Origin of the sequence: Bacillus sp. B1-WWTP-T-0.5-Post-4 (assembly GCF_009183795.1) — a bacterium.
Lineage (GTDB): Bacteria > Bacillota > Bacilli > Bacillales > Bacillaceae_G > Bacillus_A > Bacillus_A cereus.
The window spans coordinates 189,389-206,747 of record NZ_WEIJ01000004.1 but is presented as its reverse complement, the minus strand read 5'-3'; the positions used below and the strand labels follow the sequence as shown (position 1 = coordinate 206,747).

Genomic DNA, 17,359 nt, shown 5'->3' with positions numbered 1-17,359 from the left:
TTATAGGAGGAGAAATGATTTGTCGGATTTACAGACGAAGTTAGGTAGTGGAATGAATAAGTTACAAGAAGGAATAGAACAAGGGAAAATGAAGTTGCAAGTTGCACAAGAAATTGCTCAATTGAAAAAGGGAATGCAAGTGCAAATGCAGAAAAAAGCAGAGGTTCTATTAGAGGTTGGACAGCAAGTGTATGTTCAATTAAGAGGAAGTGGAGTAAATGAAGCGAGCTTAAAAGAAATGATTGCTCCAGTTCAAGAATTTGATGTAGCTATTTATCAAGCAAGAAAGCGCATTGTTGAATTGCAAAAACAACAAGGTGAAAAAGCTACATGCGAATGTGGTGGACCTTTATCAATAAATGATAAGTTTTGTGGTTCGTGTGGAAAGCCTAACCCGATGTTAGCAGTAGAAAATGAAGGTGAAACGGTAAATTGTATTTCATGTAATGAGCATATCGATAAAAACTCTACTTACTGTCCAGTTTGTGGAATTAAGCAAAGTGGGGAGTGAATTAAATGTATTGTCGCACATGTGGAAAACAACATGGTGAAGAAGTAAATTATTGCCCAAATGAAGGTAGTATGGAGATTGCAGGAGCTATAGATGCAGTAACATTAGAAAAAGATACTGCAAAATACTGCAGAGGTTGTGGCAGTGAAAATGCTCAAAAAAATTTATATTGTCAAAAGTGTGGGTATTCTTTATCTGTTGTGAAGAAAAAAGAACAAACTGTAAAATTGCCTACAATGGATGGTGCTCCTAAAGTTGAATTTAAAGCAGATAAAGCCGTTTTACAAAAAGGTTTTATTGGTGGGGCTGTTGCAAGTATTCTCATGTTAATTGCTGGTTGGATTGGTAGTTTATTATTTGCCTCTATGTTAAGTGAGATGTTTAGCAAATTTGCGAAAGAATTAGAAATGTTGCCAAGTTTTTATTCGAGTGCAACTTCTACGATGTTAAGTTACCATTTACTTGGTTTTACAGCTAACGATGATAGTGGATTGATATTTTCTTTATCTTGGCATACTCCATTTACATTATTATTAATCATTCCATTTATTATTTTCGCTGGTACAGGAATTTGGTTAGGGAAACAGCATGTTGCGAAAACGATTAAAGATCAAATCTTTATGGCAGCAACAGTTGGTATTATTTATGGAGTCTTTTTATTCATTATAAGTTTTATAGCATCACAATCTTTTGCAATCCCATTCTCAGAAGCAGGTAAGATTACGGTTGGCTATTCAGCGATGAAGAGTTTATTGAGTGGTTTTGTATGTGGGACATTATTTACCTTATTAGGATTTATTGCTCATACAAGCAAAAACAATATGGCGGCAGCATTTCAAGAGTTAATGCCATATGGAGCGTCTGTTTATTACGGTGTTTCGGCTATGATAAAAGGACTTTTAGTAACAGCAGTAGCGGTTTGTATTATGGCGTTAGTAAGTAAGGAAGACGGTATTGAACCATTAAAAGAAATAACAACTTTAAAATCTGAAAGTACATTATTAGCATTAGAGTTAACACCTCAATTATGGAGTATGGCTCATTTTGCGCCGTTAGAAGTATCAAGTCCAGCACTTAGTAAGGAATTTACTAGAATTGGTAAGAAATCAAATGCATATGAGAGCACACTATCGTTTTCATTTATATCAGGCGTCTCTGTAAATGGCGTAGAGCTTAGAGAGATATTGATTTCAAAAGGAGCAAATGAGGGAAGCCTTGCAGAATTTGATAAAGTGAATAACGTATTCCATTACGGTTTATTACTGCTTATTATTCCATTGTTCTTTATGTTTAGAGCGGGAAGAAAGTTAGCTAAATTACTGACTGCCAATATATATATTACATTAGCGGTATGCAGTGGTTCTTACACAATTATGATGATTGTAATGAATATGATTTCTAAGTTCCAAATTAATGTTTCAGGAACTGTAACAAGTTTATTTGGAACAAGCGGAACAGTACTATCTATGCAAAATTCATTTACATATTTAATTTTGTTTAGTTTTATTGTGACATATGTAGCGGCATTTGCTGGAATGAAATTAGCTAAGAAATAGGAGGAGAGCACGTTGAAGTTTTGTGGAACATGTAAAAAGAATGTTGCAGACCATTTGAACTTTTGTCCTGAGTGTGGGAGTAAAGTAGAAGTAATCGTTGATAACACTGCTGCTTCATATACAGAATTACAAAGCGAGACAAAACCAGTGAAAAGTAAAAAAAATTTATTTTTAATCATTGGTTTTGCCATTATTGCTGCATTATTATTTGGGGCATATAAATTTGGAGCATATAAGTTTTCAAAAGAAAAGCAAGTAAATGTAATGATTGAAGCATTCCAAAAGAAAGATATTAATGCAATTGATGAGTTTGTAAAAGCAAATGATTCAAGCTTAAAGATTAAGACAGAGGATCTTAAAGCGTACATGCGTTATTTAAAAGAGAATCCTTCTTACAACAAACAATTACTGTCTTATTTACAGAAAGAGACAGTAGATCAAAAGTTAACAAAAGATAAATCTTCATTTAAGGACGGGGAAATAGTAGAAGAGGGAAAAGAGTGGTTCTTATATCCAAAGTATAAGTTCAGCATGAAATCTTATTATATGAGCGTTAGTACAACTGCAAAAAATGCAGAAATATATGTGAATGACAAAAAAGAAGCAGAGCTTTCTAGTGATAAAACTTCGAAAGAGTTGGGGCCATACTTCCCAGGTACATATGTTGTAAAGGCAACGGCGAAGACAGAACTTACTGAATTAGAAACAGAGAAAGAAGTAGATCTAGCGGATGAACAGAGCGAGAAGGTGAAAGTGGATTTATCGCTTGAAGGCAAGTATGTAAGCATTTCTTCTGATGAAAGTGATGCAACTGTATTTGTGAATGGGAAAAAACGTGGAAAATTAAATTATGGAAGTTATAAACTTGGTCCTGTACCAACAGATGAAACAGTAGAAGTACATTTAGAGAAAACTACTGATCTTGGTGTGATGAAATCTGAAAGTGTTAAAATTGGAGACCAAAGCACATATTACTTAAAATTCCCGAAAGAAACATCAAGTTCAGCAGTGGGCGAATTTGTAAGAAATCATATTTATGATAACGTACGTGCAATTTCATTAAATGATTTTAGTTTAATTGAAAATAATTATGATAAGAGCGGGAAATCGTATAAGGAAGACCGTGATTATATACAGTATTTACACAAAAAAGGAATTACAGAAGACTTATTAACGATGGAAGTTCGTAATGTAGAGCGTCAAAGTGCTACGAAATATAAAGTAACGACATATGAAGAGTACCATATTCGTTACGGTGATGGATCTGTGAAGTTCAAAAGTTTTAATAACGAACATATTATAACTGTGAATGGAAATGGAAAGATGTTGTATCATTCTCTTGGTGCAAATAATACGTTGAAATCAGAAGATGTATCTGGTCCAACTCGTTAATATGAGAGAAGCTGTTCAATATTTGAACAGCTTCTTTTTTGTAGCTAAATCGATATTTCGTGTCGAACCGTTGATATATCGTAAGTTATGATAGATATAATCGAAAAATCGTTGATATATTGCGATTTATGATAGATATAATTGAAAAATCGTTGATATATTTTTTTACAATTATGAGTGTGTTTCCTTTAGTATCGCTTGTACATATGGATCATGTAATATTTGTTCTATAATTGGTAACATGTTTTGTTCAAATGGAATGTCGATAGGAAATGGCTTTTGAGAGCCTGGTTTTATTCCATATTGCACAATTTTGTAATGTGTATTGTTTTCAGACTTGAGCACAATTAACTTATAGCGGTTATCATCGCCAGCGAGTGAAAAATCAATAGAAGTAGCGTTATATGTCACTTCATCTTTATATATGTACGGTTTTGGCGTACCAATCCAGTCTACTTTTGCTTGTAAATTCATGGGCGTAGCCTCCTTATATGTATTATAAATAAATAAAAGCCAGCTCTCAATAAAGAGAACCGGCTTGTAATTTAGCAGTCATTGGTTATTTTAAAATTTTCACTTTAACAGTTTTGCGTCCCCATTTTTGAGCAGCGCTATCTGATCCAAGTAAGATATCAATACGGTTACCTTTAATTGCACCACCAGTATCTCCAGCGATAGCTTCTCCGTAACCTTCTACCCATACTTTAGATCCTAATGGGATTACTTTCGGATCAACAGCGATCATTTTCATATTTGGATTCGCAGTTAAATCATGACCCATTGCAGTTAATACACGGCCGCCATATGTGCCACCGTTTTCGCTCGGGTGAGCTGTATATGCTGTAGCTACAACTGTTAACTCACGACCACCAGAAGGTGTGTTAGTTTCAGCAGCTTTCACAGCAGGCTTAGCAGCTGGTTTTGCTTGTGCTACAGGTGCTTGAGCCTTAGCTGGTGCTGCAGCTTTAGCAGGAGCAGTTGTTTCTTGTTTCTCAATTACAGGTGCTGTACCTGTTAAGAAAGGAACATGAACATAAGCTGTTTTCCCGTTATATTCAAATTGTAACCACTCATTTTGTACTTGGTTCGTTGTTTCGATTACATCGTCTTTCTTCAACTTTCCAAGAACCTCTGAGTTTGTGTTCGCTTCAGCACGTACGTTTAATACGTTAGCTGTTACGTAGTAGATGCTTTTTGTGAACTCTGCACTTACGAATGCGTCTTTACCGTCTAAAGTAATTTTTGACCATCCGTTCTCTGTATTTTGAACATCTATTTTATTACCGTTTAGTAATTTACCGACAACTTTTGATTCAGTAGTAGGGTTTTCGCGTACGTTTAGTACGTCTGTTGTTACAACAGTTTCTGCATTAGCAGATGATGTGAAAATCCCAAGACCAAAAACTGCTGCTGTTGCTATACCAATTAATTTTTTCATGATAGCCTCCATTGCGTTTGTTTTCGTGTCCTCATTATAGCAACAGATTTTTTCGGATTTGGGGAAAACACACAATTACAAACCATTCGTAATAAGTCGTTAACATCCTGTAATATAACAAAAAATATAGGAAAGCGTTTTTCATTCTATATGACTCATAGGTTTCTAGTTATATTCAAAATATTTAATACAACATGTTTTTTTCGACGTAAATAAAAATATTACAGGAATGTTACATAATGTTTACTAAACGATTACATTCCTTGAGTATTTTACCGTTTTATGGGTAATATAGTTATATAAACATAAACATTTTGTTTGTGAAGCTATAAACACGTGCTATATACTAGCAAAAAAACCGCATAATTGTTACAAAACGAAAGGGTTGCAAGGAAGAACTTTGCCCTTTTTTACATATGTAACACATCCTTTTTTAGGAAAATACATTCCTATCCGCGTTTTTCTCACACAATTTGACAGCAGTATTTCTAACTTGTAGCTCTTGCAGAGTGAAAAGGTTATACGAAAGGTAAGGCTGTCCATAAGAATTCGAATTGGTGAAGGTGAAAGTTAGAAAATCACCGCAAAATTATAGTTTTCTATCCGATTTTACATATCGGAATTTATGTTGTTTACAAAAACGAAACCTACGAAGGGGGATTTGATGAGGAAACTGACAAAAACATTCATCGTTTCATTAACATTATGTATTGCATTTACAATTTGGGGGATTATTCCCGAATCTATTATTGGAAAAGGTAGCTTAGGAAATGTAACAACCGCAATTCAAACTGCATTAGTTAGTAAGTTTGGATGGTTTTATATTATTTCCGTTTCTATTATTTTAGGTGTATCTATCTTTTTAATTGTTTCGAAATACGGTTCTATTCGTTTAGGTAAAGATGATGACGAACCTGATTATAGTTATATGACATGGTTTGCTATGTTATTTAGTGCTGGTATGGGTATTGGCTTAGTTTTCTGGGGCGTTGCCGAACCATTAAACCATTTATACGCACCTCCGTTTGGAGAGAGTGCAACTGAGGAAAGTGCGCGCCTTGCACTGCGTTTTTCATTTTTCCATTGGGGATTACATCCTTGGGGACTATATGCGTTTGTAGCGTTATGTATTGCTTACTTTACCTTTAGAAAAGGAAAAGCAAGTACGATTAGTGCGACAGTAGGTTCGTTATTTAAGGGCGGGGAACACGGGCGTATTGCTCATTCATTTGATGTGTTAGCTGTTTTCGCAACTGTGTTTGGTGTTGCAACATCATTAGGTCTCGGTGCAAAACAAATTGCAGGTGGTGTTAGTTATCTAACATCTATCCCGAACTCATTAACGACTCAGTTAGTTATTATTGCAATCGTAACAGTATTATTTATGTTATCTGCGCAAACAGGTCTTGATAAAGGAATTAAATATTTAAGTAATACGAATATTATTTTTGCGTTTGCACTTATGATCATTGTATTATTTGCGGGTCCAACAAACTTTATTATGAATTACTTCACTTCAACAATCGGTTCTTATATTCAGGAATTACCAAGCATGAGCTTCCGTTTAAGTCCATTAGACGAAGGTGGAAACCAATGGATTCAATCGTGGACAATTTTCTATTGGGCATGGTGGATTGCATGGTCACCATTCGTAGGTACGTTTATTGCTCGTGTTTCACGAGGTCGTACGATTCGTGAGTTTGTTATCGGTGTGTTACTTGTGCCGACCGTAATTGGTGCACTTTGGTTCTCTGTGTTCGGCGGGACTGGTATTCATATGGAGCTGTTTGGTGATGCACATATCTTTGAAAAAATTAAAGAGATGGGAACAGAAGTAGGATTATTTGCTATGTTTGATCAGATGGGAAGCTTTGGATCAGCTTTATCTGTTTTAGCGATTCTTCTTATTTCTACATTCTTTATTACATCTGCAGACTCTGCAACATTCGTTTTAGGGATGTTAACGACACATGGTAGTTTAAACCCACCAAATCGTATTAAAATGATTTGGGGTATCGTTCTAGCCGCGATAGCTTCTACGCTATTATATATTGGCGGATTAGAAGCCTTACAAACGGCAGCTATCATTGCAGCATTCCCGTTCGTCTTTGTTATTTTCTTTATGATGGCAGCATTATTTAAAGAGTTACAAAAAGAAGGACGTATGAAGCGTCATTAATAATAGAAGGAAAAGAGCTGATTTCATATCAGCTCTTTTTTTATCCCTCTATTTGCTGAGCAGTAAGAACCCCACCTCAAAATTCAGCAAAAGCAAATAAATCGAGCTGCTTGTAAAAGCCCGATTGGTGATGGGTAATGAAAGTTTCACTTTATATAGAAGGAATTTGAAATGCGGGTAGGGGAAATAAAATACTTTACCATATAAGTAGTATGCCTTTTATACGAAGAAAAAACGATAGGTTTCGACAATATTCGATACCTTACGAATTCTATTCGTATTTTTGTCAAAAATATGTCGGAAATGTGTTGTCACGTTTATATATATGTGCTATATTATTTCCTGTAAGCGATTTCAAATAGTTTTAAAGCGCATTCAAGGGGGACATCTAGAATAATGAAACGTTACGAAAGAAAGTGGAAGCATATTTGTTTGAAACGTGTGGCACATCGTAGTGTCCAAGAAAGCACGGAACCTAAGACTGAAACGCGCAAAGAACAGCAAGAGAAGCAATTGGTTCTACAAAAATAGCAATCACTTTTTCGTATATAAATGAAGGTCGATCGTTCGTTGGGGGATGGACGTGAAATTACTTTCAGCTAAGGGGTATTGTCTGATATATAATTTATACGGCAATAAATAAGCACAGAGCATACGGCGCTCTGTGCTTATTGTTATTATTTATCTTTTTTGAATCGAACTGTCTTATCCCAGCCAATGACTTGTTTCTTGCTCTTTGCACGTAAGTATAAGATTAAGCTACGAATAAATAAGTACGTAAAGAGCTGTGCGTACGTAAAGTACATAATAACGCTAATAAAAATATTAGTCGGTGTAAAGGTTCGTTCGACACTCTGGGCACTAAATAATTGAGAAACATATGTAATATATGCGACATACCACATAAATAGTAGCGGAATGCTATATTGAATTTGGAATATCCCGAGTAGCCCAATTACAAACCAAACGTTTGAAATGATTAGGAATAGCCAAAATACAACATACACTAGAACTTGTTGTAAGGAATGAACAAGCAGCTTTCCTTTAAAGAAACTTAATGACGAGAACATTTTTTCTAAAATGTATAAATTCCCTTGGAGCCAACGTGTACGTTGTTTAATAAGAATTTTTAAATGCTCTGGTTCTTGTTCCCAAGTAACTGATTCTGGGACGATTGGTAAGAGATAACCTTTTTGTGTAATTCTTAATGTTAATTCAGCATCTTCTGCAATTGCATAAGGATCATAGCCACCAAGCTCTTCTAGTGCGGAGCGACGAAGAAGCATATTTGTTCCTGTCAGTGAGCCTGTTTGGAATAGTAACCAGCGTCCAGATTGCATAAGGAGCTGGAAGATTTGAAATTCCAGTGAAATCATTCGCGTCAGCCAGTTTCGCTTTTCGTTTACTGTACGAACGTGTCCAACAGCTCCAACAGCATCTTCAGTTGTTTCAGCGTGCTCTACAAGCATTCGCAGTGCGTGTGGTTCAGGTTGGTTATCTGCATCGTACACACAGAAGTATTCACCATCTGAAATACTAAGCCCATAGTTTAGTACACGTGATTTACCCTTCGGTTCACCGGGGGGAACACGAATATGGCGAATATGAGCATAAGCTTTGTCGAAATCATCGCCGATTTCAGGTGTTTCATCTTGAGAGTTATCATTTAATAAATAAATAGTTAGCTTTCCAGGATATTCAATCTTCGCCATCGCCTCTAAAGTATCTTTAATAACGACGCCTTCATTATGGGCAGGTATGAAAATATCGACGCTCGGATAATGTTCTAGCGTACGATCTTTTCGTTTGCTATTTCGATGAATTAAGCCCGCAATTGTTAAGAAAGAGTAGTAAACGAGTAAGCCGGAGAATAGAAAGGCCGTAAAAATCAGTACATATTTAATTGAAAATGTGATGCTGATCCAAAAAACGAGTACGCAAAACAGAAGGAATAAAAGAAGTATAACGAGAGTCATCATAACAGTGTCTGTCCTTTGTTTCCAATGTGCTCGCGTGAAATTTTTATATCTCGGATTGCTTCAGCAGCAAGCCATTGCTCCATTTTTGGTTTTAGGCGGTTCATTACAATGTCAGCACCAGCTTCATTTGTGTTTTGTAATAAAATAACTAGCGTATTATTATCATATTCAGCAGCAAGGTCAAAATCATTCCTTACCGTTTCAACTAATAAGGAAGCTACACGGTCCATAACACTTTCCTTCGTATATTTACTAAAGGAAGTGAAATCAAAGTAAATGATAACGCCTGTTTCATTACGACGATTCATTGCAGTTGTTAATAATGCTTGGCGTCTCTCGAATTCTTGTCTTGTTAGTAATTTTGATTCTCCAATATATTGTTCTAATGTTCTCACACGCTCAGTTAAAGTTTTATTTTCATGAATCACTTTTTTCAATAGGTGAGTTGTTATATATACAATGAAGAAGTTAGCTGCCATCAGGAAGTGGATAATCATATATTGCCATTGATCTGATGTACTCCATAAATGAAGCCATGCTTGATAGAACAAATAAAATACGGAAATAATGGTTCCTAGTATGAAGAAAACAAATGCTGTTTTGTCAGCTAAAAATAAGAATAGTACATTTACGATTACGTATATTATTGTAAAAATGAGCGCATGCTCATATTTCGTCACATGTACAGTAGTAAAATAAAATACAATTTGTAAAATCCACATAGAGAGGATTTTATAGAACTTATCTTTCACAAACCTTTCCTCCTTAAAGCTATTTCATCAATAGATACTTGTAGTATGCACAATTATTAAGAAATTGACCATGTCGTTACATTCTTTTGAAGGGCAACGACAAGTAGTATCGCTATTTTTATTAGAAAAATAAAAAGACTTAAACATTATTGTATCATAATGTTATTATATTTGGCATAAAGTGATTAATAGATGCACAAAAGACGCTTGGATTGTATGAAAAAAGTCTCCTCTTGTAGAAAGAGAAGACTCTATATAAGTTTATAGGAACATCATACCTGCAACTGCTGCATTTAAGAAGTTCGCTAATGTACCAGCGATAACTGCTTTAATCCCTAATTGTGCAATTTGTTTACGGCGAGTAGGAGCTAACGTTCCTGTTACACCTAATTGAATTGCGATAGAAGAGAAGTTTGCGAATCCACAGATTGCGAATGTTAAAATTAGATTTGTTTTGTCAGAGAACTCTGCCATGTGTGGTCCTAAGTTTGCGTATGCAACGAATTCGTTGATTGCAAGTTTTTGACCAATAAAGCTTGCTGCTTGTACAGCTTCACCAGGAGAAACTCCGATTAAGATTGCAAATGGTGATAATAAGTAACCGAAGATTAAATCAAGGCTAAGTTTAATATCGAACAGAGAACCAATCAATCCTAATAATCCATTTAATAAAGCGATTAATGCGATGAAAGCCATTAACATTGCTGCTACGTTAATAACAAGTTGCATACCTTCAGATGCACCGCGTGCAGCTGCATCGATAACGTTTGCGTCTTCACGTTCTGTAGAAAGTTCAACGTTATTATCTACTTTTTCTGTCTCTGGCATAATCAATTTCGCAATTAATAAGCTTGATGGAGCTGCCATTATTGCAGCTGCTAATAAGTGCTCTAACGGAATACCCATTGCTGCATAACCGACGAGAACAGATCCAGCAACAGCTGTCATACCGCTTACCATAATAGCGAAGAATTCACTATTTGTTAAACGTGCTAAGTAAGGTTTAATTAAAATTGGAGCTTCAGTTTGTCCTAAAAATACAGTCGTTACTGAGTTTAAGCTTTCTGCTTTAGAAGTTCCAAGAAGTTTACTTAATGCGCCACCAACGACGCTAACAAATTTCTGCATAATACCAAAATGATATAAGATTGCTACTAATGAACTAATAAATACGATTGGAAGTAGTGCTTGAATAAAGAATACAAATCCCCAAGGTCCTTTTGCGTTGACTAAATCCCCAGCAACGAACTTAATTCCCTCGTAAGAAAAATTAATTAATCCTTGAACACCGTCAGCAGCGTGTTTTAAACCTGCTTTACCAGCATCCCATCGTAATACGATAAATGAAAATGACATTTGTAATGCTAGCGCAATTAAAATTGTGCGCCAATTAATAGCTTTGCGGTTGGAAGATAGTAAGAATGCAATTGCTAATACTCCAATCACGCCGCCAATTCCCCATAAAAGATTCATGCAGTGTATGCTCCTTCCTCATAGTAAAAACAGTGTATAAACCAGTTGTCTATACGTTTACGAATATAACATCTTAAGTAACTTATCATAATGGACATCGGAGGTCAAACGTCTAATGAAAAGTTTAAATAAAAAGAAAATTCTTCAAAAAAACACATATGAAATAAATAGACATGAAATAGGTTATGTTTTTTATGGGAATATATACATTATGATAACGTTATGCATTGTTTTTGCAGAATAAAGTGTATGAAATGGAAGAATGGATACATTATTTTTGTAGAGAGAAGGTAGGAGAAAGGGAGTAATATGTTGAACTCATAGCAAAAAAGCCTTCTAGTAAACTAGAAGGCTTTGAAACTATTAATTAAGGTGCTTTCGTGTATCCTAAGAAGTGGCTCTTCCAATAAGATTTACTTAATGAATCGATTGCTACACCGTTATCTCCAGCTTGGATAAATGATCCGCCCCCAAGGTAGATACCCATGTGAGAAGGACCAGATTTATAAGTGTTTTGGAAATAAATTAAGTCACCAGGTTGTGGACTTGAAGTTTTTGGTAGGCTACTCCAATATCCTGCAACACTTTGGCGGTTAATGTTATGACCAAATTTCTTAAATACGTGGTAGATGTAACCACTGCAGTCAACACCGTTAGCAGAACTTCCGCCCCAAACGTATGGTACACCTTGCATTGATTTTGCATATGCAAGTACGGAAGAACTGTCGCCGCTATTGTTGCCTGTATTATTATTGTTGTTATTGTTTTGATTGTTATTTTGGTTATTGTTAGGCTTATTATCTACTGCGCCTCCAACTGGTGTTTTAGATAGGTAACGTGTTCCGATATAACCAGTTTGACCGTTGTAGTTAATTTTGCTCCATCCAGAGTTTTCAGAGATTACTTGAACCTTCTGACCTTGTGGAAGTGCGCCTATGATTCTATAATTTGTACCTTCGCCGCTACGTACATTTAGTGCAGAAGCATTAATGTAGTAGTCACCAATTGCACCTTGGTTAGGCTGTTCAGGTTGTTTTGGTTGCTCAGGAGTAGTAGTGCCACCTTTAACGAATTTTACAAATTCGCTACTAACAAAGCCTGTTTTTCCTTGGTAATTTACCTTAAACCAACCGTTTTCAGATCCAACTACGTTTAATGTTGTACCGTTTAAAACGCCACCAATTACACTATGGTAAGCGGCAGGGCCTGTACGAACACGTAAAGATGTAGCGTTAACTACGTAAGAACCACCAGTTTGAATAGTTCCATTATTGTTTTGCTCTTGTTTGTTGCCTTCTGTAACGTTTTCGTTAGAACCACCTTTTGTTACGTAGTCTTTGCTTATATAAGCAGTTTGTCCTGCGTAATTGATTTTGAACCAATCTTGAACTTCGCCAACAACTTGTACTACTTGTCCTTTTTTGACAGAACCTACAGTTGTGTGAGAAGTGCTAGGACCAGTACGAACACGAAGGGAAGATACATTTACTGTATAGTTTCCGCTTGCTGGTTTTACTTCTTGGTTGTTATTATTCGTATTGTTGTTTGAAGAACCTGCATTAGAAGAAACGCCAGATACGAATTCGCCACTTACATAACCTACTTGTCCATTATGGTTAATTTTCACCCAACCATTTTCTTGTCCAATTACGTTTAATGTTTGTCCTTCATATACACGTCCAGAAACAGAACTAGAAGTGTTAGGAGCTGTACGTACACGTAATACATCAGCGGTAACTTTATTATTTCCACCTGTGCTTACATTGTTGTTTGCTGCTCCACTTTTTGATACAAATTCGCCACTAACAAAGCCTGTTTTTCCGTTAATGTTAATTTTGAACCAACCATTTTCTTCGCCAATCACGTTTAGTGATTGACCGTTATAAACGCGTGAGATGATGTCGTGAGAAGTGCTTGATCCCGCACGAACATGTAATACGCTCGCGTTTACCGTATAAGATGAGTTGTTTGACGCAGAAGCTTGGACAGTTGTAGCAGCCTTTTGTGTATTTTGTTCAGGTGCAGCTTGAACACTATCAAGTGTAGGTGCTGCTCCTCCTGCTACAGACACTGCCGCAAGACCGGCAAGATACTTTTTCATAATTTGTCGATTCCTTTCTGTCTGTAATGTAGTGAAGAAATATTTACCAACTGTTAAAAATTCTAAAGAGCATGTCGATTACTGTCAAGGCTTATGTGGGAATCTGAATATGACAAAAAGATTACAAGAAAAAATCAAGGCATAAATTTACACCTTGATTTCCATTTAAATGCATATATTGAATGTGAAAGGACAGAAATTATTCGGGTTTAAGAAGATGCCATATTGGATTGTAACAAGATTTGATTAAATGATTTTTGCAGTTTTTTGGTGATAGGCCCAACTTGCCCATCTTGAATCGCGGTTCCATCAAGGTGGGTCATTGGTAAAATTTCAATCGTTGTGCCTGTAAAAAAGCATTCATCTGCTTGATAAACGTCACGAACGCTGAAAAGTTCTTCCTGTACAGGTATGTGAAGAGTATTCGCTAAAGAAAGGACATATTGACGAATAATGCCATTTAAAATAAGGTGATTGGCTGGATGTGTGTAAAGAGTTCCGTTTTTAATTAAAAAGAAGTTGGAATGGCTTCCTTCCGTTACAATACCATTCCTTACGAGAAGTGCCTCTTTACAGCCTTTTCGTTCAGCTTTCGTAGCAGCTAGTACGTTTGGTAATAAATTTAATGATTTAATGTCACAGCGTAGCCATCGAGTATCGGGTTCTGATATAGCGCGTATACCATATTCAATCCATAACGCTGGTCTTTCTTTTTTTGTAATATAGGCATAAATTGTTGGAGGGTTGTCATATGAAAATATATGTGTGCGAGCTTGTACACCACGAGATACTTGCAAATAAATTGTGCCATCTTCATGGAAATGATTTCGTTCAATTAATTTGTAAAGTAAAGTGATGAGCTCAGCTTTTGAGAAAGGGAGCGATAATTCTATTTCTTCCATGGATCGATATAATCTCGTTATGTGCGGATCTAATAAATGAAAGTTCCCTTTATATAGGCGAATAACCTCGTAGACACCATCTCCGAACTGCGAACCTCTCTCTTCAAGTTCTATGTACGTTTGTTGTTTTGTTGTATCAATAACTTCATCATTCCAAAGTACAAATTTTTCGTATGCCAATTTCCGTCCCATCCTTTCGTAAGTACGTAAGTAACGTGAAACTTTCATTCATGCGAGATAAAAATTACTATAGTAATTTTTATGTAAGTAATTCTCTACATATGACCGTATATGTATTTGTAAATCATAGAGAAGTAAGGATGATTTACCCCGCATTCACGGGCAGTAAAACTTTCACTTAAAAATTAGGGTGGAGCAAAGAAGTGAATTGGGCGAATAACTGCCCGTAGCTGCCCGATTGGTGAGGGCTGATTAAAGTTTCACTTTACAGCATTTTGTATATACAAATTCGAAAATAAGAATGAGAATCCTGCTTTTAAATAAAAAAAAGCAACATTCTTATGGAATGCTGCACAAGGAGGGTAGCTATCTTTCATAGGGACATTGTCTCGTTGAATGTTTTGTGTATGGAAACAAAACATGTTGAAAGACAATTATAAGAAAGTAGAAACAAAAGATTTACACACTTCTTTAAGGGATCTTACGAAAGATGAGAGATAAGAAATATGTAGAACCTCGTTTACATATTTTATTATAGAGATTCTTCATTAACACTATGTGAATATTTGGTAAAGGTTATGTAATTTTAAAGTTAATGAATATAAGTAGTTGTATGGAAGAAAATAAAAAAAGAGGCTGAGATTACTCAGCACTCTTCTTTTCTTCTTTAATAACTGTTTTTACTTCACCAGTTTTGATCTTATTACTTTCAGAGAAGCGAAGTAAGTCACCTTCAATGATTTTATCAGACATGTTCAATTCATTTTGGGCGCGATCAATTAGTGGTTGAGATTCTTCTTTCGGTAATTGTACAACTTCGCCAGTAGCACGGTCATAGAATGTACTGTTTGTGTACATGTATTTATCTGTAACGAAGCTACCGTCACGAAGAACAACGAATCCTTTATTATCAGGTGAGAATACATCATGACCGAATCGAACGTCATTTGTAGAATCTACACCAAGTAAGTTTAGAATAGTTGGTTTAATGTCAATTTCACCAGTTGGTTTCGAAATTGTTTTACCTTCTTTTTGACCTGGAACGTGAATAAACATCGGTGTTTTTTGTAAGTTCATATGGTCAAATGCAGTGATTTCTTCTTTTCCTAAGAACTGTGCCATTGCACGGTTATGGTTTTCAGAAATACCGTAGTGGTCACCGTAGAATACGATTACTGAGTTGTCGTAAATACCTTCTGCTTTTAGACGCTCAATAAAGTGTTTCATTGCTTCGTCTAAGTAACGAGCGGTTACCATGTAACGGTCAAATACTCCATCACCAGAATTGTATTCGTCGATTAATTTTGTACTGTCATCGTAAGTGAATGGGTAGTGATTCGTTAAAGTAAGGAAGCGAGTATAGAATGGTTGCTTCACTTGTTTTAACATATCAATAGATTGATCGAAGTACTCGATATCTTTTAATCCCCAATTTAATTTTGTTTCTGGCGTAATCTTGTAGTCAAGCTCGTTGTAGTAACGATCATAACCAAGTGCTGGATACATAATGTTACGGTTCCAGAATGTTGCGTTGTTTGCGTGGAATACCGACGTGTGATACCCTTGCTGACGTAAAATTTCTGGAGTTGCTGTATATTCATTGTTACCGTGTGTGAAGAATACAGCACCACGGTCTAGTGGATATAACGAAGTATCTACTAGGAATTCAGCATCAGATGTTTTACCTTGACCTGTTTGATGGAAGAAGTTATCAAAGTAATAACTTTCTTTCGTAAATTGGTTTAAGAATGGTGTAACTTCTTGTCCGTTAACTGTTGCACCAATTAAGAATGTTTGTAATGACTCAAGAGAGACAACAATTACGTTTTTCCCTTTTGCAGTACCGAACATATTTGGATCTGGTTTACTTTGTGTTGTTTTTACGTAGTTCTCTGTTTCTTGTAATTTACTACCGTCAGCGAATGCTTTTTGTGAACTTGATTTTGCTTGTAAGCCAAGATCGTATACTTGGTGTACATATAATCCTAAGTTTTTAACAAGCATAACGCGGTCGAATGAACGTGTTAATAGTTCTGGGCGTTCAGCTTCTGCAAGTCCTAAGTTTGCGAAGAAAATAGCAACTGTTGATACGAAGTATAGAGAACGCATCGGGCGTGCTACACGCTCTGTAGGTGCAAAGTTCTTCATTTTCTTCAATAGAACGAAGAAAATGATAATGTCTGCAAATGCAAGGATAATTTTGTAGTTAAATAATTCTTTCACACTAGAACCTAAACTTCCGAAGTTAGATGTTTGTCCTAGCACCGGTAATGTAACGAAGTCATTGTAGAATCCGTAGAACATTACGTTACCAACAAGAACGATTGTTAAGACAAAATTAATTCCAAGTGCTATATAGTTACGTTTTTTCCCTTTTGCAAATAATGCAAGACCAACAAGCAGTAATGATGCTGCTAATGGGCTAAGGAATAAAATGAATTCTTGCATGAAAGATTCAAGTTTTAAGTCAAAGCTTGTGCGTGTAATAAGGTAAGTTTTCAGCCATAAGGCTAAAGCTACGAATACAGTGAAACGCACATTTTGAAATTGTGATTTCAAGGTTTCTTTCATTCATTTCCACCCTTTCTCTATCAGGCTTGGTCGATTTTGGAGCGAAAAATGCTAAAATAAAAAATACATAGTTTTCTTGGCCATAATTAAAGGTTCTATATTCACCCATATACGACTATAACTATGCATACCCTTTTGGTTTCTTTTGTTGCTCATAAGCATAACGTCATTTCTGTATTATACAACAAAATTCATTTCTGAGAAACACTATAACATTTTACATTTTTTGTATAAGATTTGTCACTACCAGAGAAAACTTTAACATTCGTTTATATGTCCGTCAACTAGAAAATATAACAAAGGTAGAGCAGAATGTTAAGTGGAA

12 protein-coding genes are annotated in these 17,359 nt (G+C 35.7%); 4 read left to right on the top strand and 8 right to left on the bottom strand.

Features of this window, described 5'->3' with window-relative positions; genetic code table 11:
* Positions 1–19 precede the first annotated feature (19 nt).
* Genes GBN91_RS15255 through GBN91_RS15245 form a run of 3 tightly spaced genes read left to right on the top strand, consistent with a single transcriptional unit; the run spans position 20 to position 3,459 of the window.
* Positions 20–511 carry a zinc ribbon domain-containing protein gene (locus tag GBN91_RS15255; RefSeq protein WP_001281753.1) on the top strand — a complete coding sequence of 164 codons (492 nt, stop codon included), beginning with the start codon at positions 20–22 and terminating at the stop codon, positions 509–511.
* 5 nt (positions 512–516) lie between these two features.
* Positions 517–2,067: a zinc ribbon domain-containing protein gene (locus GBN91_RS15250; protein WP_152121686.1), complete on the top strand. Its 1,551-nt coding sequence runs from the start codon at positions 517–519 to the stop codon at positions 2,065–2,067.
* 12 nt (positions 2,068–2,079) lie between these two features.
* A complete protein-coding gene (locus tag GBN91_RS15245; RefSeq protein ID WP_016123791.1) occupies positions 2,080–3,459 on the top strand; it encodes a zinc ribbon domain-containing protein in 1,380 nt (459 codons plus the stop codon).
* A gap of 171 nt (positions 3,460–3,630) precedes the next feature.
* Here GBN91_RS15245 and GBN91_RS15235 read toward each other — a convergent pair whose 3' ends face one another.
* Positions 3,631–3,933, bottom strand: a complete 303-nt coding sequence (locus GBN91_RS15235; protein ID WP_152121684.1) for a DUF3910 family protein — start codon at positions 3,931–3,933, stop codon at positions 3,631–3,633.
* An 85-nt stretch (positions 3,934–4,018) separates the two neighbouring features.
* Positions 4,019–4,897 carry a cell wall-binding protein EntA gene (locus tag GBN91_RS15230; RefSeq protein WP_000733326.1) on the bottom strand — a complete coding sequence of 293 codons (879 nt, stop codon included), beginning with the start codon at positions 4,895–4,897 and terminating at the stop codon, positions 4,019–4,021.
* 664 nt (positions 4,898–5,561) lie between these two features.
* On the opposite strand from GBN91_RS15230, the gene opuD reads away from it, so the two are divergent.
* Positions 5,562–7,076 (top strand): glycine betaine transporter OpuD, encoded by a 1,515-nt coding sequence (opuD, locus tag GBN91_RS15220; RefSeq protein ID WP_152121682.1) that lies wholly within the window; start codon positions 5,562–5,564, stop codon positions 7,074–7,076.
* A gap of 677 nt (positions 7,077–7,753) precedes the next feature.
* Here the strand turns inward: opuD and GBN91_RS15215 are convergent.
* The 6 genes from GBN91_RS15215 to GBN91_RS15190 form a co-directional block, all read right to left on the bottom strand.
* The gene (locus GBN91_RS15215; RefSeq protein WP_000988751.1) at positions 7,754–9,055 is read right to left on the bottom strand and encodes a glycosyltransferase family 2 protein; all 1,302 of its coding nucleotides are present in this window, start codon (positions 9,053–9,055) and stop codon (positions 7,754–7,756) included.
* Positions 9,052–9,807: a diguanylate cyclase domain-containing protein gene (locus tag GBN91_RS15210; protein WP_000653220.1), complete on the bottom strand. Its 756-nt coding sequence runs from the start codon at positions 9,805–9,807 to the stop codon at positions 9,052–9,054. The genes GBN91_RS15215 and GBN91_RS15210 overlap by 4 nt, the downstream gene beginning before the upstream one ends.
* 261 nt (positions 9,808–10,068) lie before the next feature.
* Positions 10,069–11,280, bottom strand: coding sequence for a NupC/NupG family nucleoside CNT transporter (locus GBN91_RS15205; protein WP_001051015.1), 1,212 nt, complete (start codon positions 11,278–11,280; stop codon positions 10,069–10,071).
* 367 nt (positions 11,281–11,647) lie between these two features.
* Positions 11,648–13,381, bottom strand: coding sequence for a C40 family peptidase (locus tag GBN91_RS15200; RefSeq protein ID WP_000760273.1), 1,734 nt, complete (start codon positions 13,379–13,381; stop codon positions 11,648–11,650).
* A gap of 209 nt (positions 13,382–13,590) precedes the next feature.
* Complete coding sequence (locus tag GBN91_RS15195; RefSeq protein ID WP_074618720.1) at positions 13,591–14,475, bottom strand: D-amino-acid transaminase; 885 nt, start codon at positions 14,473–14,475, stop codon at positions 13,591–13,593.
* Between the two features lie 630 nt (positions 14,476–15,105).
* Complete coding sequence (locus tag GBN91_RS15190; RefSeq protein ID WP_000665350.1) at positions 15,106–17,034, bottom strand: LTA synthase family protein; 1,929 nt, start codon at positions 17,032–17,034, stop codon at positions 15,106–15,108.
* Positions 17,035–17,359 lie beyond the last annotated feature (325 nt).

Coding starts and splice junctions, on each gene's coding strand:
- GBN91_RS15215 (WP_000988751.1), bottom strand. CDS start 9,055: ATGATGACTCTCGTTATACTTCTTTTATTCCTTCTGTTTTGCGTACTC.
- GBN91_RS15235 (WP_152121684.1), bottom strand. CDS start 3,933: ATGAATTTACAAGCAAAAGTAGACTGGATTGGTACGCCAAAACCGTAC.
- GBN91_RS15250 (WP_152121686.1), top strand. CDS start 517: ATGTATTGTCGCACATGTGGAAAACAACATGGTGAAGAAGTAAATTAT.
- GBN91_RS15190 (WP_000665350.1), bottom strand. CDS start 17,034: ATGAAAGAAACCTTGAAATCACAATTTCAAAATGTGCGTTTCACTGTA.
- GBN91_RS15205 (WP_001051015.1), bottom strand. CDS start 11,280: ATGAATCTTTTATGGGGAATTGGCGGCGTGATTGGAGTATTAGCAATT.
- GBN91_RS15200 (WP_000760273.1), bottom strand. CDS start 13,381: ATGAAAAAGTATCTTGCCGGTCTTGCGGCAGTGTCTGTAGCAGGAGGA.
- GBN91_RS15195 (WP_074618720.1), bottom strand. CDS start 14,475: ATGGGACGGAAATTGGCATACGAAAAATTTGTACTTTGGAATGATGAA.
- GBN91_RS15230 (WP_000733326.1), bottom strand. CDS start 4,897: ATGAAAAAATTAATTGGTATAGCAACAGCAGCAGTTTTTGGTCTTGGG.
- opuD (WP_152121682.1), top strand. CDS start 5,562: ATGAGGAAACTGACAAAAACATTCATCGTTTCATTAACATTATGTATT.